We start from the raw sequence: 21,553 nt of genomic DNA, 5'->3' as shown, positions 1-21,553 counted from the left end.
CGGCAATGATTGCCGGAACGGTGCGGCAATCAGTGAACATCGTGATCGCATTCATCAAGCGCTGGCAAAACGGGCTGATGGCCGCGCTGCTGATCGCGCTCGCGCTGGTCGGCATCCGCCTCTGGCCGCACGCGCCGCTGTCGCAACTCGCACCGAGTTCGACCGCCGTGTACGACGACCACGGCCGCCTGCTGCGCCTGACCCTGGCCAGCGACGACCGCTACCGGCAATGGGTGCCGCTCGCGCAGATGCCGCCGGCGCTCGTGCAGGGCGTGATGCTGCACGAGGACGCCTGGTTCCGCTGGCATCCGGGTTTCAATCCGCTCAGCCTTGCGCGCGGCGCGTGGGTGACGTACGTGCGCGGCGGCAATCGCCAGGGCGGCTCGACGCTGACAATGCAGCTTGCTCGGCTCGCGTACCGGCTCAACACGCGCACGCCGGGCGGCAAGTCGCGCCAGGTACTGCGCGCGGTCGAGCTGGAACTGTGCTACTCGAAGGACGCGATCCTCGAGGCCTATCTCAACTACGCGCCGTACGGACGCAACATCGAAGGCGCGGGCGCTGCGAGCCTGATCTATTTCGACAAGCCGGTGTTCGCGCTGACGCTGCCGGAGGCGCTGACGCTTGCGGTGATTCCGCAAGATCCGAGTCGGCGCGGAAAAGCAGACAACACTTCTCCCTCTCCTCCAAGCGGCTTTTCGCTTGGGGGAGAGGGCGTGGGTGAGGGGGCGGAGTCGCAATCTGCGGATGTGCTGCAAGAAGACCGGAAAGCACCCCTTCACCCAACCCTCTCCCCCGCGAAAAGCTGCGGGGGAGAGGGTTTTGCGTGCTCGGATGATCTCATCAACACGCGTCTCGCCGCTGCCCGTGCACGCCTGTTTGCACGCTGGCTGGCCAAGCATCCGGAGGACAAGGATGCCGCACCGCTGATGCAACTGCCTCTGCGCCTGCGTGCGCCGGCCAGCCTGCCGTTCCTCGCACCGCACTTCGTCGAGGACACACTCGCTGACGCGCGCCTGAGCGGCACGAGCGCGCCGGTATTGAACACGACGCTCGACCTCGATCTGCAGCGCGTGCTCGAGCGCCAGGTGAAGAATCACGTCGAGCACAACGCCGACCGCGGTGTGCGCAATGCGGTCGCGCTGCTCGTCGATACGCGCGATCTCGGCATCAAGGCGCTGGTCGGTTCGGCGGATTATTTCGACGGCGCAATCTCGGGTCAGGTCAACGGCGCACTGGCCAAGCGCTCGCCGGGCTCGGCGCTCAAACCTTTCATCTACGGACTCGGTTTCGATCAGGGCGTGCTGCATCCGCAGACCGTGTTGCGCGACGTGCCGACCGCATTCGGTCCGTTCGCGCCGGAAAATTTCGACGGCCGCTTCCTCGGCCCGGTCACTGCGACCGAGGCGCTCGTGCGCAGCCGCAATATCCCGGCGGTGTACGTGGCTTCCAAGTTGAAGAATCCCGACTTCTACCAGTTTCTCAAGGATGCCGGCATCAGCCACATGGCGAGCGAGGATTTTTACGGCCTCGCCCTGGTGCTCGGCGGCGGCGAGGTGACGATGGAGGAACTCGCCAGGCTGTACGCGATGCTGGCCAACCGCGGCACACTGCAGCCGCTGCGTCGGCGTATCGACGAACCGCGCGCGCAGGGTGCGCGCGTGCTGAGCGAAGAGGCGAGCTTCATGGTGCTCGACATGCTGCGCCAGAATCCGCGCCCCGACGACACGCTGATCTCGCAGCCGGGCGGACTCCCGGTGTACTGGAAGACCGGCACGTCGTGGGGCTTCCGCGATGCGTGGACTGCGGGTGTCGTCGGGCCGTACGTGCTTGCGGTTTGGGTAGGCAACTTCGACGGCAGCGGCAATCCGGCCTTCGTCGGCGTCGAGACCGCGGCGCCGCTGTTCTTCCACATCGTCGATGCCTTGCGCGCGCGCGACGCGCAGATGCGCGAACCGCCACGCGCGATGCCGAAGCATCTGAAGCGCGTGGAAATCTGCCTCGCCAGCGGCGACCTGCCGAATGCATGGTGCCCGCAGCGTGGCATGACCTGGTTCATCCCGGGCAAGTCGCCGATCCGCCTCAGCACCGTGCATCGGCCCGTGGTGATCGACACGGCGACCGGGCAGGCCGCGTGCCCGCCGTACGATCCCGCGAAAACCCGTACTGAAGTATTCGAGTTCTGGCCGTCGGATCTTACGAAAGTGTTTCGTCAGGCCGGCGTACCGCGGCGCGCGCCGCCGGCGATTCCCGATTGCACCGCCGCGGCCGACGACGGTCAGGCGCCGCAGATCACCTCGCCCGTGCGTGGCGCGACCTACACGCGTCGCGCGAGCCGCGACGGCGAGGAGCGCGTCGCGTTCAACGCGACCGTCGATGCGAGTACGCGCGAACTGTACTGGTTCGTCGACGCGGATTTCATCGGCACGGCCAAGCCCGGCGAGACGCTGTTCTGGCAACCCGCGGCGGCGGGCGAGTACACTTTGCGTGCGGTGGACGATCGCGGGCGCGCCGACTCGCGGCGGCTGCGTGTCGATGTGGTGCAATGAACCAGGCTTATCCGATCAATTGGCATTCCGCAGATGAAATGATCGAACCATGAAGAACACGACGCAAGAAAAGCCTTGATTTAGGGCTTTTTTCGTGTGCTTCGTGTTCTTTCTGGTCCAGGCTTGTCTGCTTTTGGCAACTGATCGTACAAGCATGCAATGAACCATCCTGCCTGTCGTTTCCGCCGCCGCGGGAGCGATGGAAAAACGCCCATGTGCGATTCATTTCATTGAAGGAGCCAACGATGACCACCCAACTCGAAAAAGTCGTCTACACCGCCCACGCCACCACCACCGGTGGGCGTGATGGCCGTGGCCGTTCGTCCGATGGACGTATCGATGTCGCGCTCAAGCCACCGAAGGAAATGGGCGGCACGGGCGAGGGCGTCAATCCGGAGCAGTTGTTCGCGGTCGGTTACGCGGCGTGCTTCATCGGTGCGGTGAAGTTCGTTGCCGGCCAGGAGAAGGTGCAGGTGCCAGCCGACACGACGATCGAAAGCGCGGTCAGCATCGGTCCGATCCCGAAGGGTTTCGGCATTGCCGTCGAGTTGAAGGTTTCGATGCCCGGCGTCGACCATGCGGTCGCGCAGAAGCTGGTCGAACGCGCGCACAACGAGGTCTGCCCTTACTCGAACGCAACGCGCGGCAACATCGATGTGAAAGTCACGATCGTCTGATCGCAGCTGGGCCGCGTCGGAGACGCGGCCCGTTTCCCGCCAGTCGGGCCGGGAGGTGCGGCATGCAATACGAATATGATCACCTGATTGTCGGCGCGGGCATTACCGCGGATGCCGCGGCGAAGGCGATACGCGAATCCGATGCGGCCGCGCGCATCGGCATCGTCGGCGATGAGGCGCATGCGCCGTACGAGCGGCCGCCGCTGTCGAAGGCACTGTGGAAGGACGACAAGCCGGTCGAGTCGATCGATCTCGGAACGGCGAAGACGGGTGCGGTGCTGCATCTTGGTCGTCGCATCGTCGCGCTCGATCGCACCGCGCACACGGTCACCGATGACCAGGGCGATGTCTATCGCTATCACCGCTTGCTGCTGGCCACCGGCGCGACGCCGCGGCGCTTGCCGTTCGGCGGCGAGCGCGTGATTGCGTTCCGCACGCTTGACGACTACCTCGCCCTGCGCCGCTACGCCGTGCCGGATGCGCGGATCGCCGTGATTGGCGGGGGGTTCATCGGCAGCGAAATCGCGGCGTCACTCGCAGGCAAAGGCTGCAAGGTGACGATGCTGTTCCCCGGATCCGGCATCGGTGCGGGGCGCTATCCGCATAACCTGTCGGCGTTTCTCGACGGTTACTATCGCGAACGCGGCGTGGACTTGTGCGCGGGCGTGCGCGTGGTTGACGGGCGCGATTTCGGCGACTACGTCGAGCTGGTCGTTGCGGACGGAACGAGCGCACGCTTCGATGCGGTCGTTGCCGGTACGGGGGTCGTGCCGAATACAGAACTCGCGACGGCGTCTGGACTCGTGGTCGACAACGGCATCGTCGTCGATGCGCAATTGCGTACCAGCGATCCCGATATCTTCGCCGCGGGCGACGTCGCGAATTTTCCGTGCGCGCCGCTCGGGGTCCGCCTGCGCGTCGAGCACGAAAACGCGGCGATCGGCATGGGCCATCATGCCGGGCGCAACATGGTCGGCGCCGGTGATGCCTACACGACACTGCCATTCTTCTATTCCGACCTGTTCGATCTCGGCTACGAGGCGGTCGGCCTGCTCGACGATCGTCTCGAGGTGGTCGAGCAGTGGACGCAGCCGTACCGCGAAGGTGTTGTCTACTACCTCGACGGCGGCCGCGTGCGCGGTGTGCTGCTGTGGAACGTCTGGGGGCAGGTCGAGCCGGCGCGCGAACTGATCGAAGCGCGCGGGCCGTTCGACGCGGAAAGCGTGCGCGGAAAACTGCCGCGGCTGGTGTGAGCCGCGGCAGGTGACCGGCCTACTTCTTGTCGGACGACTTGTTGCGCGGATCGTCGGCCGGATTCACGTAGGTCATGTCGAACGGACCGGTGGCCGAGATCTGGATGACCGCTCCGGTCTTCGTCGTCGCGAAGTGATTGTGTCTGGCCGGTGCGACGACCAGTGATCCCGGACTCAGCGAATGCAACAGTTTCGGATCGAACTTGTCGCCGAGCCCGAAGGCGCCCGAGCCGCTCACCACCGTGACGACCTCATCGCTCGAATGCCAGTGCGCGGGCACGATGTAGCCTGGCGGCATTTTCACCCGTACGACGAACATTCCCTGCCGGGCGGGGTCGCCGTACAACACTGCCATCTTGGCGCCGTGCGGAAAAGCGGGCGGCGTGTCGCCCCACTTGATGTCGGCCGGATTGAACATGACATGGGCTGGCTCGTCCGCGGCAGCGCTCCTGCAGATCGCCGCGATGGACAGGCCCGATGCAACTGCAATCAACAATGCTCGTTTCATGCGCCACCTCTTCGCGTTGGAGGGAAGATGGAGAGGGCGCGTTGATCATACTCCTGTTGAGGAACGGCGGTTTGGCGCGATATGGGCGCGTGCCGGCCGGTCAATTCAGGGGGCTGAAGAAGCGGTCCGTGCGCGGCCGGTACCAGCGGTCGGCATCGAGCGAATAGGCCACGCGGAAGGCGCGGCCGACGATAGCCTCGCGGGGCACGAAGCCGAAGTAGCGCGAATCTTCGCTGTTGTCGCGGCTGTCACCCATCATGAAGTAGCGGCCTTCCGGCACGGTGACCGGGCCGAATGAGCGCATCGCATTGCGCCGTGGTAGCACCATGATCGGATGCGCGGCCTCGCCCAGCGTTTCGGTAAAATACTCGCGCTGCTCGCCGCGCGTGGCACGCGGCAGTTGTTCGTCGGCGCGACTCTGCGCCGGCGCGTAGTCGAGCGGGTTGCCGTTGATGTACAGGTGTTCGCCGCGCAGCGTGATCGTGTCCCCCGGCAGGCCGATGACGCGCTTGACCAGCGTCATGCCATCCTTGGGCGAGGGGAAGATCACGATGTCGCCGCGCTGTGGATCGGCACCGTGCGTGAGGCGCACCTCGGTGAATGGAATACGCAACCCGTACGCGGCTTTGTCGACCAGAATGCGATCGCCCTCGACAATGGTCGGGTTCATCGATCCGGTCGGCACAACCATCCAATCCGCAACGGCGGAGCGGAAGCACAACATCAGTCCGAGGAACAACAGCAGCGATTTGTTCGCGGCGATTTCTTCAACGATGCGTTTCTTCGACCACATGGCGGCAAGCTGCTGCGGATGACGTCCTGAAAGGAGTGTCGGGCTCGCGCGAAAGTTCCGCGTCGCACCTGTTGCACATTGGCAGGCAGCGTCTCGCCCACCAGCCGGGTGGTGAATCCTACACCGCCTCGAAAACCCCCGCAGCGCCCATGCCCGTACCGATGCACATCGTCACCATGCCGTACTTCTGCTTGCGCCGCTTCAAACCATGGAGCAGGGTGGCAACACGTACCGCGCCGGTGGCGCCGAGTGGGTGACCGAGGGCGATCGCGCCGCCGAGTGGGTTGATCCTGTCGGGATTGAGGCCAAGGTCCCTGGTTACCGCGAGCGCTTGCGCTGCGAAGGCTTCGTTGAGTTCGATCCAGTCGAGATCGTCCTGGCGGATGCCGGCCTGCTTGAGCACCTTCGGGATCGCGGCCTTGGGGCCGATGCCCATGACCTCGGGCGGCACGCCCGCGACCGAGAAGCCGACGAATTTGGCGAGCGGGGTGAGGCCGTAATCCTTGATCGCCTGTTCGCTTGCAAGCAGCACGGCGCCGGCGCCGTCGGACATCTGCGAGGAATTGCCTGCGGTCACCGTGCCGTTGGCGCGGAATACGGTCTTCAGCTTGGCCAGCACGTCGACCGTGGTGCCCGCGCGCGGGCCTTCGTCGTTCTTGATCGTGCGCGTATCGTCGACCGTTGCGCGCGTGGCGAGATTCGGATACCGGTCGGCCAGCGCGAATGGCAGGATTTCGTCGTTGAATTCGCCGGCCGCCTGCGCGGCGAGGGCCTTGGCGTGGCTCGCGGCGGCGAACGTGTCCTGCTCCTCGCGCGTGACCTTCCACTGCTCGGCGACCTTCTCGGCGGTGATGCCCATGCCGTAGGCGATGCCGATGTGCTCGTTCGAGAAGATGCCGGGATTGAACACGGGGTGATAGCCCATCATCGGCACCATGCTCATCGATTCGGTGCCGCCGGCGAGCATCAGGTCGGCTTCGCCAAGGCGAATGCGGTCTGCCGCCATCGCCACCGCCTGCAGGCCCGAGGAGCAGAAGCGATTGACGGTGACGGCGGCGACCGTGTTCGGCAGGCCGGCGAGCAGCACGGCGATGCGCGCGACGTTCATGCCTTGCTCGGCTTCGGGCATGGCGCAACCGATGATCGCGTCATCGATTCTGGATTTGTCTATCTGCGGAAATTTGGCCAGCGTCGCGTTGATCGCGAAGGCGAGCAGGTCGTCCGGGCGCGTGTTGCGGAACACGCCGCGCGGGGCTTTGCCGACCGGGGTGCGCTGAGCGGCGACGATGTAGGCGTCCTGGATTTGTTTGGGCATGGGGATTTCCTGTCGAAACTTGAGGGGGAAACGAGTGAAGAGGAGTGAGAAACGAGTGTCCGAACACTCTCGTTTCTCGCTCCTGCGCGAAGCGCGATAACTAGTTCCTCAATGGTTTGCCGGTCTTCAACATGTACGCGATGCGCTCCTGCGTCTTCGGCATCTGCGCGAGGGCGACGAAATGCTTTCGCTCAAGGTCGAGCAGCCATTGCTCGTCGACTTGCGAGCCACGTTCGATCTGGCCGCCGCACAGGGTGTCGGCGATGCGGCTGGCAATTTCGAAATCGTGCTCGGAAATGAAGCGGCCTTCGAGCATGTTGACCAGCGAGGCCTTGAACGTGGCCGTGCCGACGTCGCCGGCGACGGTGATCTGGCGGTCGTACAGCGGCGGGCGCCAGCCGGATTCGTACAGCGCGCGCGCCTCGTTTTTGGCGACGTAGAGCAGTTCGTCGGCGTGGAAAACGACGACGTCGCTCTGGCGCAGCAGGCCGAGCTCCTTCGCTTCGAGCGCGCTGCTCGACGCCTTGGCCATCGCGACGGTCTGGAACACGCTTTTCAACTGCGTGAACACGTCGCCTTCGATCGCGCGTGCCGACGCGCGCAGGGCGAGTTCCTTCAAGCCGCCGCCCGCCGGCAGCAGGCCGACTCCGGCTTCGACGAGGCCGATATAGCTTTCCAGTGCGGCAACGGTGCGCGCGCTGTGCATCTGGAACTCGCAGCCGCCGCCGAGCGCCAGGCCGCGCACCGCCGCAACCACGGGCACAAGCGCATGTTTGATGCGCATGCTGGTCTGCTGGAAACGGTTCACGAACGCTTCGAATTCGTCGATTTTTCCCGATTGCAGCAGGGCACCCGCGCCGGCGAGATCGGCGCCTGCGCTGAACGGTTCCGAGTCCTGCCAGATGACGAGGCCCTTGAAGGTCTTTTCGGTCTCGTCGATCGCGCGATTGACCGCGTCGATCACGCCGGCGCCGAGCGTGTGCATTTTGGTCTTGAACGAGAGAACGGCGATGTCGTCGTTGCCGATCGTCCACAGGCGCGCGTCGTCGGTCTCGAATACGGTCGTGCCGCGGTCGACCCTGGCGCCGATCGTCGTCTGCGGAAACCACTGGCGCGCATAGACCGGCTCGGTCGAGCGCGGCAGATACTTGTCCTGCGCCGCGCTGTAGGAACTGCCGTCGGCGTTGTGCACGCCGCTGCGCTCGGGGTCGAGCGTCCATGCCGGCAACGGCGCGCGGCTCATGGTCTTGCCCGCGGCGATGTCATCAACGATCCACTGTGCGACCTGTGCCCATCCGGCGGCCTGCCAGGTCTCGAACGGCCCGAGCTGCCAGCCGTAGCCCCAACGCATCGCGAAGTCGATGTCGCGTGCGCTGTCGGCGATCTCGGCGAGGTGATACGCGGAGTAGTGGAACAGATCGCGATGCACGGCCCAGAGGAACTGCGCCTGCGGATCGCTGGACGCGCGCAGCTTGGCGAACTTTTCGGCCGGATTTTTCAGTTTCAGGATGGTGGCAACCTCGTCGCTGACCTTGCCGGTCTGCGCCACGTAGTCGGCCTTGGCCGGATCCAGCACCAGAATGTCCTTGCCCGCCTTGCGGAAGAAACCCGCGCCGGTTTTCTGTCCGAGCGCACCCTTGGCGACAAGCGCAGCGAGCACGGGCGGTGTCTTGAAGTAGTCGCGCCACGGATCGTTCGGCAGCGTGCCATCCATAGTGCCGATGACGTGGCCCAACGTATCGAGGCCGACCACGTCGGCGGTGCGGTAGGTCGCGCTCTTCGGATGTCCGATCGCCGGGCCGGTCAGCGCATCGACGACGTCATAGCCGAGCTTGAACTGGTCGGTGTGGTGGATCGTCGACAGGATCGAGAATACGCCGATGCGATTGCCGATGAAGTTCGGCGTGTCGCGGGCGTAGACCACGCCCTTGCCGAGCGTGGTGGTCAGGAAGGTTTCGAGCCCGATCAGTACTTCCGGTGCCGTCTTGGCGCAGGGAATCAGCTCGGCCAGATGCATGTAGCGCGGCGGGTTGAAGAAGTGCACCCCGCAAAATCGCTCATGCAAATGCTCGCTAAGAACATTCGCCAAGCTGTTGATACTCAAGCCGGAAGTGTTGCTTGCCAGCACGGTATTTTCGGCCACGAATGGGGCAATTTTGGCGTAGAGGTCGCGCTTCCAGTCGAGCTTCTCGGCGATCGCCTCGATGATCAGGTCACAGCCGCGCAGCAGCTCCAGGTTCTCATCGTAGTTCGCCGGCACGATCGCGCCAGCGCGCGACTTGTCGGCGAGCGGCGAGGGCGAGAGTTTCTTCAGATTGTCGATGGCCTTGAGCACGATGCCGTTGGGGTCGCCGTCTTTGGCAGCGAGGTCGAACAGCACCGTATCGACGTTCGCATTGACCAGGTGCGCGGCGATCTGCGCGCCCATGACGCCGGCGCCGAGCACGGCTACTTTGCGGATGCGGAGGGAGGGGGAACTCATGCGTGCCTCGTGGAGTGGGGAGGTGAGAATCTTTGAAACGGTTCGATGCGGGTGCAACCGGGTCAAGCTGGGGAAAATTTTTCGTGCTTGCGCTCCACCTGCAAAAGATCGTGCCGCAAACCGTGTTCATTCCGCGCGCAAGCCGGCCGCAGCGAAGCGGATCAGATGGTCCGCGGTCAGGGCCAGATGCTGTTCGGCGCTCGCGCCGCGGCGCTTGATCGTGCCGAAATCGGCCATGGCGAAGGTCAGTGCGCCGGTGATGATGTCCATGCGCCAGTACAGTTCCTGCTTGTCCATGTGCGGCAAGAGGGTACCGAGTGCGGCGGCGAAATCGCGCAGCACGTGGCCGTAGTTGTCGTGCAGGAAGGCGCGCAGGCGCTCGTTCTGTTCCGCGTAGGTGCGCGCGAGAATACGCACGAAGGCGGTGCTGCCTCGTTCACTGGCCGATGCGGCGAGCGCCGGGCGGATCCAGGCGCCGAGCACGTCTTCGAGTTGTGCGGGCGACTTCGCCAGCGCCGCTTGCAGCGCCTGCGTGCGGTCGGCGTTGAGCTTGTCCAGGCGCAGGCGCAGGACCTCGTTGATCAGATTTTCCTTCGAGCCGAAGTGATAGTTGACCGCGGCGAGATTGACCTGCGCGTTCGAGGTGACCTGGCGCAACGAAGCGGCGGCGAAGCCGTGGCTGGCGAACAAGGCCTCGGCGGCGTCGAGGATGCGTTGCTTGGTGGAGAAGAGTTCCGGATTCATCGCTCGCAGCCTCGCGTAAGCCTGTTTTGCCCATGCGCGGGCAGGGTCGCCTGCGCCGATCGTCAAACGTTCGTTTGAATTCTAGGCGCTCGCCTGGCCGGGGTCAAATCCGCGACTCGGCGGCCGCAAGGGCGAAGCGATGGGCCACCGGAAAAGCCGACAAGATGCCGTCAAGGTACTTAAAATTCCGTTCGCAATGCTATAGAATCTGAAGGTCTTTTTTCCGCGGTTACGGGCTTGCCTGTGCCTCGGTCGGACGGCGGGCAGTGACCGCTTGCCGCACTACTGGACACCAAACTACAACATCGGAGTCAATAGCAATGGCGCTGGAGCGCACCCTTTCCATCATCAAGCCCGACGCGGTCGCCAAGAACGTGATCGGCGAAATCTATTCCCGCTTCGAAAAGGCTGGTCTCACGATCGTCGCCGCCAAGTACAAGCAGCTCTCGCGCGCCGAAGCCGAAGGCTTCTACGCGGTGCACAAGGAGCGCCCCTTCTTCAAGGCGCTGGTCGAGTTCATGATCTCGGGCCCGGTGATGATCCAGGCGCTCGAAGGCGAAGGCGCGATCCTCAAGAACCGCGACCTCATGGGCGCTACCGATCCGAAGAAAGCCGCGCCGGGCACGATCCGCGCCGACTTCGCCCAGTCGATTGATGCGAACGCGGTGCACGGTTCCGACGCGCCGGAAACGGCGGCACAGGAAATCGCGTATTTCTTTGCCGGCACGGAGATCGCAACGAGATAACTGCGTTCGTCCTTGAACGCGAGAGGCGAACAGCACCCGCCCTTGGCCGCACTTCTCAACAACCTCTGCCGTGAACGAGACTTCCACAAAATTCAACCTGTTCGACTACGACCGCCAGGGGTTGCGTGACTTGTTCGCGCAGCTCGGCGAGAAGCCGTATCGCGCCGAACAGGTGATGAAGTGGATCTACCACCGCCACGTCACCGACTTCGCGCAGATGAGCGACGTCGGCAAGGCGCTGCGCGACAAGCTCGAGGCGGCGTGCGAAATCGCGCCGCCGAAGGTGCTGTTCGAGAAGCAGGCTGCCGATGCCACGTACAAGTGGCTGCTCGGCATGGACGGAGGGAATGCCATCGAAGCGGTGTTCATTCCCGAAGCGACGCGCGGCACGCTGTGCGTGTCCTCGCAGGTCGGCTGCGGCTTGAACTGCCAGTTCTGTTCGACCGCGACCCAGGGCTTCAACCGCAACCTCGCCACCAGTGAAATCATCGGCCAGGCATGGACCGCAGCCAAACATCTCGGCAACGTGCCGCACCAGCAGCGCAAGCTGACCAATGTCGTCATGATGGGCATGGGCGAGCCGCTGCTCAATTTCGACAATGTCGTGCGCGCGATGAGCATCATGCGCGACGACCTCGGTCTGGGGCTCGCCAACAAGCGCGTCACCCTGTCGACCGCGGGGCTCGTGCCGATGATCGACAGGCTCGGTGAAGTCGCCGACGTGTCGCTCGCGGTGTCGCTGCACGCGCCAAACGACGAGCTGCGCACTGAACTGGTGCCGCTCAACAAGAAATATCCGATCGCCGAACTGCTCGCGGCCTGTCAGCGCTATGCGGCGCGCAAGCCGCGTACCTCGATCACGTTCGAATACACGATGCTCAAGGACGTCAACGACAAACCCGAGCACGCGCGCCAGCTGGTCAAGCTGATGCGACGTGTGCCGAGTAAGGTCAACCTGATTCCGTTCAATACGTTTGCCGGTACGCGCTTCGAGCGGTCCGACGAGGCGACGATCCGAGCCTTCCAGAAGATCCTGCTCGATTCCGACGTGCTGACCATGGTGCGTCGCACGCGCGGCGACGACATTGACGCTGCCTGTGGCCAGTTGAAAGGGCAGGTGCTCGATCGCACGCGGCGCAGTGCGGAATTTCAGCGCCGTATCGAGGCAGGGGCACGGCATGCTGCCTGAGCGCACGCGCGCACGGCTTTCGCTGCCCGCGCTGGCAGCCATTACGGTATGCGCCGTGTCGGCCTGCAGCCGCAACAGCGAAGGCATCCGCCCGGTGGTGGTGGAGAGCCAGCAGTCGAGCCTGAAGTCCCGGGAAACGCCCGCGGACCGGGCCAGACCGTTTGTCCAGCTCGGACAGAAGTACATGGAGCTGGGCAAGTTGGAACTCGCCCAGGAAAACCTGCTCAAGGCGCTGAAATACGATCGGCAGAACGTCGATGCGCACACCCTGCTCGCCACGCTTTACGATCGGATAGATGATCGCACGCAGGCGCTGCTGCACTATCACGAAGCAGTGCAACTCGCACCGAAGGCGGGCGCCGAGAACAACAACTACGGCATGTATCTGTGCAAGCTTGGCCAGTACGCCGAGGCGCGAAGGTATTTCGATGCCGCCTTTGCCGACGGGTTCTACTCTGCCAAGGCCTCTGCCTATACGAACGCCGGTACCTGCGAACTGCTCGGCCAGGGGTCGCTCGATCTCGCCGAAGCGGATTTCCGCAAGGCGCTTGCGTTCGAGCCGAATAATGCGCAGGCCTTGTTCCAGCTGGCGAACGTGCTGTACAAGAAGAACGAGTTCTTCAAGGCGCGTGCTTTCGTACAACGCTACGACGCCGTCGGCCAACCCAGTGCGGATGCGTTGTCGCTGGCCCGTGACATCGAATTGAAGTTGGGGCACGCCGACGCCGCGCGCGACTATGCGCAGCGTTTGCGCGACCAGTTCCCGGAATCGGAGCAGGCGCGCGCTCTACAATCACCGCCGTCTTCGTGACAGTCATGAAACCAAACAAGAATTCATCCGCGCCCGCGCCCAAGGTCGAGCTATCTCGCGACCGCAATGCCTTGGGGGCGACTGAACCACAGGGGATAGAACAGATGGCTTTTTTCGAAGAGGCAGCCGCGCCCACTGCGCGACCCGCGGACGCAACCGCATCGCTGGCGGATGCCGCAGCCATTGGCGATGCCACGGTCAACGTACAGCCACAGGATCGAGCCGGAACGCCAGGTCAGGCCACGCTGTTTCCCGAATCGCTCGCACAGCGCCTCGCTGCAGCGCGCGATGCGCGCGGCTGGAGCCAGACCGAGGTCGCTGCCAGGTTGCGGCTGCCGTTGCATATCGTGCAGTGGGTCGAGGCCGAGGAGTACGACCGTATTGGCCAAGGCGTCTACCTGCGCGGCTACCTGGCGAACTACGCGCGTCTGCTCGGCGTGCCGGCCGACGTGGTGGAAGAATTCGTGCGTTCCAAGGCGCCGCCGCCACCGCAACTGGTCGCTACCGGCCAGATCTCGCACTCGCGCTATCTGATAGAGCGTTATTCCGGATCGGCGCTCTATCTCGTGTTGACCGGGGTGATCTTCGTGCCGTTGGTGATGTTCGCGATGAACATGGGTGGCAGCGTCGGCTCGCACCTGACTCCGCTCGACTCGCCGGCGCCCGTGCTCGTATCGGTCGGGGAGGGCGCAGCCGCGCCGATCACGCCATCCTCCGTGCTGCCGACCGCAGGCGGGCAAGACTCGTCGTCGGCTGCGGCTTCCGTCGCGAGCCACGACGCGCCGTTGATGGCGTCGTTCGCGGTGGTGCCGAACCAGACGGTCGCCGATGCAGCGAAGCCGGTCGCTGTCGCCGCTGCAGAGGGCCAGTTGCGCCTGAGCCTGGCCGACGCGAGCTGGGTCGAAATCGTCGATGCCGACGGCAAGCGGCTGGAATACTCGACCTTGCCCGCGGGCACCGTCAAGGAATATCCCGCCGACAAGTCGCTGACGATCCTGCTCGGCAACGCCAGCGGCGCCAAGGTCGAGGTCGGCGGCCACGCACAGGACATTGCGCCGTACAATCGCGGCAACGTCGCACGCTTCAAGCTCGCCGCAGACGGCAAGACAATCGTGGCGGCCACGGCCGAAGCGCACAACGGCTGATCTGCGCGTCTGCCAAACCGCCCACTGAACGGCGCCGCAGGCAACGGCGCATCGGGCGTTCGTTCCTGCTACCCTACGCGCTCTCGCGAGCCCCGGCCCGATGCGGCCGGCGCGGCGCATACGGCAACTTTCCGCAAAGGTAATCCGCAGCATGGCATTTGATGTCTTGGACGAACACGAACAGGGTGAACTCGTCCGCAAATGGGTACGTGAGAACTGGCTGTCGATCGTGGTCGGCATCGGCCTCGGTCTGGTTCTGCTGTTCGGCTGGCAGCAGTGGCGCGTCCACCGCGCCAGCCGCGACATGGACGCCGCCGTGCAGTACGACGCACTTGGCGCCGACATGACGAAGAAGGACTACGACGCCGCCAAGGCGATCGCAGCCAAGCTCAAATCCGACTATGCCAGTACGCCGTATGCCGTGCTCGCCGCGATGCGCGAGGCCGAGATCGCAACGCAGAAAGGTGATGCGGAAGGCGCCTGGGCCTCGCTCGACTGGGCCTGGCAGCAGGCCGGCAACGGCGCGCTCAAGGCCGCCGTCGGCATCAACCTGGCGCGTGTGCAACTCGCGCGCGGCAAGGCCCAGGAAGCGCTCGACTTCATCGACAAGCTGCCGGCTAACGGCTTCGAAGCGACCACAGCGGAATTGCGTGGCGATGCGCTCACCGCCCTCGGGCGCAAGGACGATGCACGCCGCGCCTACGCCGAGGCGCTGGCCAAGCTCGAACCTGGTGCGCCGAACCGCGATTTCGTCGAAATGAAGCTGTCCGACCTGGGCGCCGCCCCCGCGGCGATTGCGCCGGCGAAGACCGAAGCGGAGAAGAAGAACTCATGAGCATCGTCTTCACCGCATCGCGCCTGCGCGGTGCAAGCCTGATCCTGCTCGCCGTCGCCATGACCGGCTGCGGCACGATCAAGGGCTGGTTCAACGACACCAAGAAGGAAAACATCGAGCCGCCGACGCCACTGGCGGAGAATTTCAGCCCGACCATCGGCGTGCAGAAACTGTGGAGCGAACGCATCGGCAAGGGTGCCGAGAAGACCGGCGCGCTGATGCGTCCGGCTTACGCCGACGGCAAGCTCTATGCGGCCAGTACGACCGGCGTGGTCGCGGCCTATGACGCCGCCACGGGCAAGACCCTGTGGAGCAAACAACTCGGCAGCCGGCGCGGTTTCCTGATCCATCGTGGATCGAATTCGGTGCGCTGGGGCGGTGGCCCGAGCGTGGATGGCGATCTCGTCGTCGTCGGCACGCTCGAGGGTACGGTACAGGCATTCAACGCCGGCGATGGTGCCGAACGCTGGACCGCGCAGGTCACTTCCGAAGTGATCGCGCCGCCCGCGATCGGCGGCGGCATGGTCTACGTGCGCACGAACGACGGTCACATCGTCGGTCTCGATCGCGCTGACGGCTCGCGCAAGTGGGTCTACGACCGGTCCACGGTGCCGCTGTTGAGCCTGCGCGGCAACAGCGCACCGGTGTTCGTAGACGGCGTGGTCTATTCGGGTGAGGACAACGGCAAGATCATCGCGCTGCGCGCCAGCGACGGCGCGCTGCTGTGGGAGCAGGTGCTGTCGCCCGGCGAGGGACGCACCGAAATCGACCGCCTGCAGGACGTCGACGGCCAGATCGCCGTCGCCGACAGCATCGTCTACGCCGCCGGCTACAGGGGCCAGACCGCGGCGCTGAGCGCGCAGACCGGCCGCCCCGTATGGACCCACGACGTGGGCAGCGACGGTGGCGTGGCGTTGTCGGCGAGTCAGGTCTACCTGACCGACGCCGATGCCAACGTCTATGCACTCGACCTGCGTACCGGCAGCTCGCAATGGAAACAGGACGCGCTCAAATACCGGTGGCTCGGCGAGCCGTCGGTACAGGGTGATGCGGTCGTCGTCGGCGACCTCGAAGGTTGGGTGCACTGGCTGTCGATCAACGACGGCAAGTTGCTGGCGCGCGAGCGCGTGTCGAAGGCGCCGATCCGCTCCGCGCCGGTCGTGGTCGGCGACACGGTCTATGTCGAGACGATCTACGGCGACATCGCCGCGTATCGCGTCGGCGGCGGCAGCAAGTAGCGTGCAGCCTTCGGCCTTCCTTCGCCAGGGGAAGGCCAAAGCCGCCGCCGCAGTCGTCGCTGCCGCATAATTCAGCGATACTTTGCACATGCTTCCCGTCGTCGCCTTGGTCGGCCGGCCCAATGTCGGCAAATCCACGCTGTTCAACGTGCTCACGCGCACGCGCGATGCGCTGGTCCACGATCTGCCCGGGCTGACGCGCGACCGTCATTATGGTGTTTGCCGTCTCGGCGCGCATGAGTTCGTCGTCGTCGATACCGGCGGCCTCTCCGGCGAAGACGAGGGCATCGACGCGCTAACCGCGCGCCAGGCCGAACTGGCGATCGGCGAGGCGGATGCCGTCGCCCTCGTCGTCGACGCGCGCGACGGCGTGCTGCCGCAGGATCGCAACATCCTCAAGCGCCTGCGCAAGTGCGACAAGCCGCTGCTGCTCGTCATCAACAAGGTCGATGGCATCGACGAGGGCAACGCGCGCAGCGAGTTCGCCTCGTTCGGTTTCGCCGAACCGGTGCTGACTTCGTCCGCGCACAGCCGCGGCGTCGCCGAATTGCTGGCGATGATCGAGGCGCGCCTGCCGGCGGCGGATCCCGACGCGGTCGACGCCGGCGATCCGGTCGACGAAGGCATCCGCGTCGCCATCGTCGGCCGACCGAACGTCGGCAAGTCCACGCTGGTCAACCGCCTGCTCGGCGAGGACCGCGTGGTCGTCTCTGACATCGCCGGCACCACACGCGACTCGATCCGCGTACCGCTGGAGCGCGATGGAAAGAAATATACCCTGATCGATACCGCCGGAGTGCGCCGCCGCGCGCGCGTCGAGGAAGCGGTCGAGAAGTTTTCGGTCATCAAGACCCTGCAGTCGATCGCGGCGGCCAACGTCATCGTGCTGATGCTCGATGCCAAGGAGGGCGTATCCGAGCAGGACGCAACCCTGATCGGCCATGTACTGGATGAAGGTCGTGCGCTCGTCGTCGCCGCGAACAAGTGGGACGGGCTTTCGACCTACGAACGTGATCAGTGCCGCATCTCGCTGGAACGTCGTCTCGACTTCGTGCCGTTCGTCAAACCCGTTTTCATTTCCGGCTTGCACGGCTCCGGCCTCGCCGAGCTGATGCGCGCGATTCTGCGCGCGCACAAGTCGGCGACGCGTGAATTCGGTTCCTCCGAATTGACCAAGGCGCTGGAGCAAGCCTACGAAGGCTATCAACCGCCGCTCGTGCGCGGGCACGCGCCGAAGCTGCGCTTCGCCCATCCGGGCGGCACCAATCCGCCGACCATCGTGATCCACGGCAGCCGCACGCGCCACATCGCCGACGGCTATCAGCGCTATCTCGAGAACTTCTTCCGCAAACGCTTCAAGTTAGAAGGCACGCCGATCCGCATCGTATTCAAGGAAACCGCCAACCCATTCGCCGGGCGCAAGAACGTGCTGACCGAAGGTCAGCAGCGCAAGCGTCAGCGCATGATCAGGAATGCGAAGAAGCGTTGACTCGAATGGAAAATGAAGCCATCGTCGCCGATGGTTTGATGTCGTGGGAGAGGGTTGGGTGAGGGCGCTTCTGGATCTTCCGCGATGACAGCGTTCCAGGTTCCCGACATTGCCGCCGCGATACTTGCCGGCGGCGAGGGGCGTCGCGTCGGTGGCAGCGACAAAGGTCTGTTGCCTCTCGCCGGCAAGCCGTTGATCGAGCGCGTTGCTGATTCATTGCGGCCGCAAGTTTGCTCGATTCTTGTCTGCGCCAACCGCAATACCGATGAATACGCGCGCTTCGGTCGTGTGCTGGCCGACACCGGGCAGGGTTGCCACGGCCCGCTGGCCGGTATCGCCAACTCGCTCGCGCACAGTCCGGCGCCGTGGCTGTTGACCGTGCCGGTTGATGCGCCCAATCTCGCGTTCGACCTCGCCGCGCGTTTGCACGCGACCGCAATCGTGACGGGTGCGGACGCCGTCGTCGCCCACGATGGTGTTCGCCGGCAACCCTTGTTCGCGTTGTATCGCAGCCACCTGGCACAAGAAGCCGCACAGGCGTTGCAGGCCGACTTGCCGGTGTGGCAGTGGCAGGACGCGGTCGATGCGATCGAAGCGGATTTTTCCGACCGGGCGCAGTCGTTCGCGAATCTCAATACACTGGGGGAATTCCGCGAATGGGAAAGTCGCCATGCACGCTGACGCGCGCGCATTTCCGGTCGGTCTGAGCCTTGCCGAGGCACAGGCGCGCATCGTCGCCGTCGCCGCGGATCACGTCGCCGGAACCGACTCGATCGCGATCGAGTCGGCGTTGGGGCGCGTGCTGGCCGAGGACATCATCGCACCGTTCGACGTGCCCGGTTTCGTCAACTCCGCTATGGACGGCTACGCACTGCGCGGCGCCGATCTCGATGCGCGGACGGCAACACGCCTGCGTCTGATCGGCTCCATCCTCGCCGGTGGCGACGAGGTGCCGCGCGTCGAGCCAGCGACATGCGTGCGCATCACCACCGGCGCGCCGCTGCCGCGGGGTGCGGATACCGTCGCGATGAAGGAAGACACGCGTGTCGACGGCGCAGACATCGTCATCGCGCCCGGAACGCAACCGGGGGCGAACGTGCGCGCGGCCGGCGAGGACTACCACGCCGGCGATCGTGCGTTGGGCGCAGGCATGCTGTTGACGCCCGCGCGGCTGGGCGTGATCGCCTCGTTCGGCCATGCGCATGTCGTGGTGATGCGCAGGCTGCGCGCGGTGTTGCTGACCACGGGCGATGAGCTCGTGCCACCGGGAAAGCCGCTGGGCTTCGGCCGGATTCACGATTCCAACCGCTACAGCCTCGGCGCGTTGCTCGAACAACATGGCGTCGAACTGCTGCGCCACGAACGCCTGCGCGACGACCCGCCCGCGTTGCGCGATGCGCTGACTCGCGCGGCCGGCGATGCCGATATTGTGGTATCGAGCGGCGGCGTTTCCGCCGGTGAGGCCGACTATCTGCCGCGTCTGCTCGCCGAAGTCGGCCAGGTGCATTTGTGGAAAGTGAGGATCAAGCCCGGGATGCCGTTCCTGTTCGGCGGCATCGGCCGGGCACTGGTGTTCTCGCTGCCGGGCAATCCGGTCTCGGGGGTCGCGACCTTTCTTGCCCTCGTCCGCCCGGCCCTGGATGCGATGACGCGTTGTCGAACACGCGGCAAGACGCTGCGTGCGCGCCTCACCCAGGCCGTGCGCAAGACGCACCCGCGCGTGGAATTTCTGCGCGCCGCGTTGGCCTGCGACGAGTCCGGAGTGCTGCACGCCACGCCGTTGCGCAAACAAGGCTCGGGGCAACTGCGCGGTGTCGCCGAAGCCGACGCCTTGATCGTGTTGCCGGAGGCAGCGCAGGACTACTCCGACGGGACCGTCGTCGAGGTGCTGGCGTTGTCCGGTGTGAGCTGAAGAGCTTGCCTTGCCACGGATGAACACGGACAGGGCGCTTACATCGAGGCGCTCGGATCCGTGTCGATCCGCGTAGTGCGTGGTGAAAATGCTCTTGATGCCGGCGCTACAATGCGCACATGGATTTCATGGGCACGCCAACACCGCAAGTCGAAGAAATCACGCCGCGTGAGGCGGCGGCGCGGCAGGCCAGTGGCGTGCTGCTGATCGACGTGCGCGAAGACGATGAGCGCGCAGGCGGCATGCCGGCCGGCGCGGTTGGCATTGCGTTGGGCGAGGTCGTCGCACGCATCGCGGAAATCGAAACCGATCGCGGGCGCGAGATCCTGACGATCTGCGCGAGCGGCAAGCGCTCGCTGCGCGCGGCGCAGTCGCTGCACGCCCTCGGCTATACCCGTCTCGCTTCGGTGGCTGGCGGGTTCCTGCGCTGGAATGCCGAAGGGCTGCCGCTGGCCGCGGGCGGATTCGGCGCCGACGCGCTCGAACGTTATTCGCGCCATCTGCTGCTGCCCGAAGTCGGCGCGGCGGGGCAGGGCCGCCTCGCGCGCGCGCGCATCGCGCTGATCGGCGCCGGCGGTCTCGGCTCGCCGGCGGCCTTGTATCTCGCCGCGGCCGGAATCGGACGCTTGACCCTGATCGACGACGATGTAGTCGACAAATCGAACCTGCAGCGCCAGATCCTGCACACCGATGCGCGTGTCGGCATGGCGAAGACGGAGTCGGCGCGCATCGCGCTGGCCGCGCTCAATCCGACGGTCGAGTTGCGCCCGCTGCCCGCGCGGCTTGCCGCGGCCAACGTAGAGGAACTGATCCGCGATCACGACGTGGTCATCGACGGCGCCGACAATTTCCCGACGCGCTACCTGCTCAACGCAGCCTGCCGGCAGCTGAAAATTCCGCTGATCTACGGCGCGGTGCATCGCTTCACCGGGCAGGTCAGCGTGTTCGATGCGCGCGACGCGCAATCGCCGTGCTATCGCTGCCTGTTCCCGGAGCCGCCTGCGGCCACGGACGCACCGAACTGCGCCGAGGCCGGCGTACTCGGCGTGCTGCCGGGCACGATCGGCCTGCTGCAGGCCACCGAAGCGATCAAGCTCGTGCTCGGTATCGGCGCACCGCTGGTCGGCCGCCTGCTGTGCTACGACGCGCTCGGCGCGACGTTCCGCGAGTTGCGTCTGCCGCGCGACCCGCAGTGCCCGGGATGCGGCGGGCACACGACGTTCAGCGGCTACGAAGACATCGTACAGGTTTGCGGCGCGGGTTGAGCAAAAAGCTGGGCGCGAATCAAGCAATCGTACGTCGTGCTGCCGGCGCCGTGATCGTGTATACCGCCGCATCGAGCGCCCGGCCGTGCACGCTGAGCCGGCCACTCTTCAGCCCTTCGAAACGCGCGCCGGTTTTTTCCGCGACGCGGCGGCTGGGCCGGTTCATCGCCGCGCAGACGACTTCGATGCGGGTCAGCTTCAGCAGCTCGAACGCATAGCCCACGGCAAGGCGTGCCGCCTGCGTGCCTACACCGCGCCCCTGGTAAGACTGGCGGATCCAGTAGCCGAGGTTGGCGGAGTGGTTCGCCTGGTCGATGCGGCTGAGGCCGACGCCGCCGAGGTAGTCGCCGCTGGTCGCATCGACGACGGCGAACGCGAACATCTCAGCCTTGTCCCAGTTTGCTGTGGCATGTGCGATCCAGGCCCGTGCTTCGGCGACGCCGTAGCCTTTGCCGCACCAATCCAGCCAGGCGCCGACTGTCGCCACGGATTCCTGCACGGCCTCGACGATGCCGGCTTCTTCGCCGGGCTGGTATTTGCGGATCGAGATGCCATTGCTCTCGCGTTCGGACGGGAGCATGCCTGCGTCGATGTCTTGCATG

General features: G+C 65.2%; 19 protein-coding genes. 13 read left to right on the top strand and 6 right to left on the bottom strand.

All coding sequences use genetic code 11. The features are described from left to right. Positions 1 to 41 precede the first annotated feature (41 nt). The 3 genes from pbpC to AC16HO_RS00410 all read left to right on the top strand — a co-directional run bounded on the left by pbpC (position 42) and on the right by AC16HO_RS00410 (position 4,479). Positions 42 to 2,549, top strand: coding sequence for a penicillin-binding protein 1C (pbpC, locus tag AC16HO_RS00420; protein WP_395643613.1), 2,508 nt, complete (start codon positions 42 to 44; stop codon positions 2,547 to 2,549). A gap of 245 nt (positions 2,550 to 2,794) precedes the next feature. After that, on the top strand, positions 2,795 to 3,226 hold the full coding sequence (locus AC16HO_RS00415; protein ID WP_395643614.1) for an organic hydroperoxide resistance protein: 432 nt from the start codon (positions 2,795 to 2,797) through the stop codon (positions 3,224 to 3,226). Positions 3,227 to 3,288: 62 nt separating this feature from the next. Next, positions 3,289 to 4,479 (top strand): NAD(P)/FAD-dependent oxidoreductase, encoded by a 1,191-nt coding sequence (locus AC16HO_RS00410; protein ID WP_395643615.1) that lies wholly within the window; start codon positions 3,289 to 3,291, stop codon positions 4,477 to 4,479. 19 nt (positions 4,480 to 4,498) lie between these two features. Here AC16HO_RS00410 and AC16HO_RS00405 read toward each other — a convergent pair whose 3' ends face one another. The 5 genes from AC16HO_RS00405 to AC16HO_RS00385 form a co-directional block, all read right to left on the bottom strand. After that, positions 4,499 to 4,987 carry a cupin domain-containing protein gene (locus tag AC16HO_RS00405; RefSeq protein WP_395643616.1) on the bottom strand — a complete coding sequence of 163 codons (489 nt, stop codon included), beginning with the start codon at positions 4,985 to 4,987 and terminating at the stop codon, positions 4,499 to 4,501. A 100-nt stretch (positions 4,988 to 5,087) separates the two neighbouring features. Continuing rightward, positions 5,088 to 5,780, bottom strand: a complete 693-nt coding sequence (gene lepB, locus AC16HO_RS00400; RefSeq protein WP_395643617.1) for a signal peptidase I — start codon at positions 5,778 to 5,780, stop codon at positions 5,088 to 5,090. 118 nt (positions 5,781 to 5,898) lie between these two features. Next, entirely contained in the window at positions 5,899 to 7,095 is a 1,197-nt protein-coding gene (locus tag AC16HO_RS00395) for an acetyl-CoA C-acyltransferase (RefSeq protein ID WP_395643618.1), read from the bottom strand. A gap of 100 nt (positions 7,096 to 7,195) precedes the next feature. Then, positions 7,196 to 9,577, bottom strand: coding sequence for a 3-hydroxyacyl-CoA dehydrogenase/enoyl-CoA hydratase family protein (locus AC16HO_RS00390; RefSeq protein WP_395643619.1), 2,382 nt, complete (start codon positions 9,575 to 9,577; stop codon positions 7,196 to 7,198). A gap of 126 nt (positions 9,578 to 9,703) precedes the next feature. Further along, complete coding sequence (locus AC16HO_RS00385; protein ID WP_395643620.1) at positions 9,704 to 10,321, bottom strand: TetR/AcrR family transcriptional regulator; 618 nt, start codon at positions 10,319 to 10,321, stop codon at positions 9,704 to 9,706. Positions 10,322 to 10,641: 320 nt separating this feature from the next. Here AC16HO_RS00385 and ndk point away from each other — a divergent pair, with 320 nt between their 5' ends. The 10 genes from ndk (at position 10,642) to moeB (ending at position 20,951) form a co-directional block, all read left to right on the top strand. Beyond that, positions 10,642 to 11,067: a nucleoside-diphosphate kinase gene (gene ndk / locus AC16HO_RS00380; RefSeq protein ID WP_395643621.1), complete on the top strand. Its 426-nt coding sequence runs from the start codon at positions 10,642 to 10,644 to the stop codon at positions 11,065 to 11,067. 70 nt (positions 11,068 to 11,137) lie between these two features. Next, complete coding sequence (rlmN, locus tag AC16HO_RS00375; RefSeq protein WP_395643622.1) at positions 11,138 to 12,256, top strand: dual-specificity RNA methyltransferase RlmN; 1,119 nt, start codon at positions 11,138 to 11,140, stop codon at positions 12,254 to 12,256. Further along, positions 12,246 to 13,067, top strand: coding sequence for a type IV pilus biogenesis/stability protein PilW (gene pilW, locus AC16HO_RS00370; protein WP_395643623.1), 822 nt, complete (start codon positions 12,246 to 12,248; stop codon positions 13,065 to 13,067). Before rlmN ends, pilW begins: the two co-directional genes overlap by 11 nt. Before the next feature lie 104 nt (positions 13,068 to 13,171). Continuing rightward, a complete protein-coding gene (locus AC16HO_RS00365) occupies positions 13,172 to 14,212 on the top strand; it encodes a RodZ domain-containing protein (protein WP_395643624.1) in 1,041 nt (346 codons plus the stop codon). Positions 14,213 to 14,363: 151 nt separating this feature from the next. After that, positions 14,364 to 15,047 carry a YfgM family protein gene (locus AC16HO_RS00360; RefSeq protein ID WP_395643625.1) on the top strand — a complete coding sequence of 228 codons (684 nt, stop codon included), beginning with the start codon at positions 14,364 to 14,366 and terminating at the stop codon, positions 15,045 to 15,047. Further along, a complete protein-coding gene (gene bamB / locus AC16HO_RS00355; RefSeq protein ID WP_395643626.1) occupies positions 15,044 to 16,285 on the top strand; it encodes an outer membrane protein assembly factor BamB in 1,242 nt (413 codons plus the stop codon). Before AC16HO_RS00360 ends, bamB begins: the two co-directional genes overlap by 4 nt. An 88-nt stretch (positions 16,286 to 16,373) precedes the next feature. Continuing rightward, positions 16,374 to 17,774 carry a ribosome biogenesis GTPase Der gene (gene der / locus AC16HO_RS00350; RefSeq protein ID WP_395643627.1) on the top strand — a complete coding sequence of 467 codons (1,401 nt, stop codon included), beginning with the start codon at positions 16,374 to 16,376 and terminating at the stop codon, positions 17,772 to 17,774. An 84-nt stretch (positions 17,775 to 17,858) separates the two neighbouring features. Beyond that, on the top strand, positions 17,859 to 18,455 hold the full coding sequence (gene mobA, locus AC16HO_RS00345) for a molybdenum cofactor guanylyltransferase MobA (RefSeq protein ID WP_395643628.1): 597 nt from the start codon (positions 17,859 to 17,861) through the stop codon (positions 18,453 to 18,455). Then, a complete protein-coding gene (locus tag AC16HO_RS00340; protein WP_395643629.1) occupies positions 18,445 to 19,686 on the top strand; it encodes a molybdopterin molybdotransferase MoeA in 1,242 nt (413 codons plus the stop codon). Before mobA ends, AC16HO_RS00340 begins: the two co-directional genes overlap by 11 nt. A 119-nt stretch (positions 19,687 to 19,805) precedes the next feature. Further along, complete coding sequence (moeB, locus tag AC16HO_RS00335) at positions 19,806 to 20,951, top strand: molybdopterin-synthase adenylyltransferase MoeB (protein ID WP_484335248.1); 1,146 nt, start codon at positions 19,806 to 19,808, stop codon at positions 20,949 to 20,951. A gap of 19 nt (positions 20,952 to 20,970) precedes the next feature. Here moeB and AC16HO_RS00330 read toward each other — a convergent pair whose 3' ends face one another. Further along, on the bottom strand, positions 20,971 to 21,552 hold the full coding sequence (locus AC16HO_RS00330; RefSeq protein WP_395643631.1) for a GNAT family N-acetyltransferase: 582 nt from the start codon (positions 21,550 to 21,552) through the stop codon (positions 20,971 to 20,973). Between the last annotated feature and the right edge of the window lies 1 nt (position 21,553).

This window comes from Rudaea sp., assembly GCF_057139185.1.
This window is presented reverse-complemented; position numbering and strand designations above follow the sequence as displayed.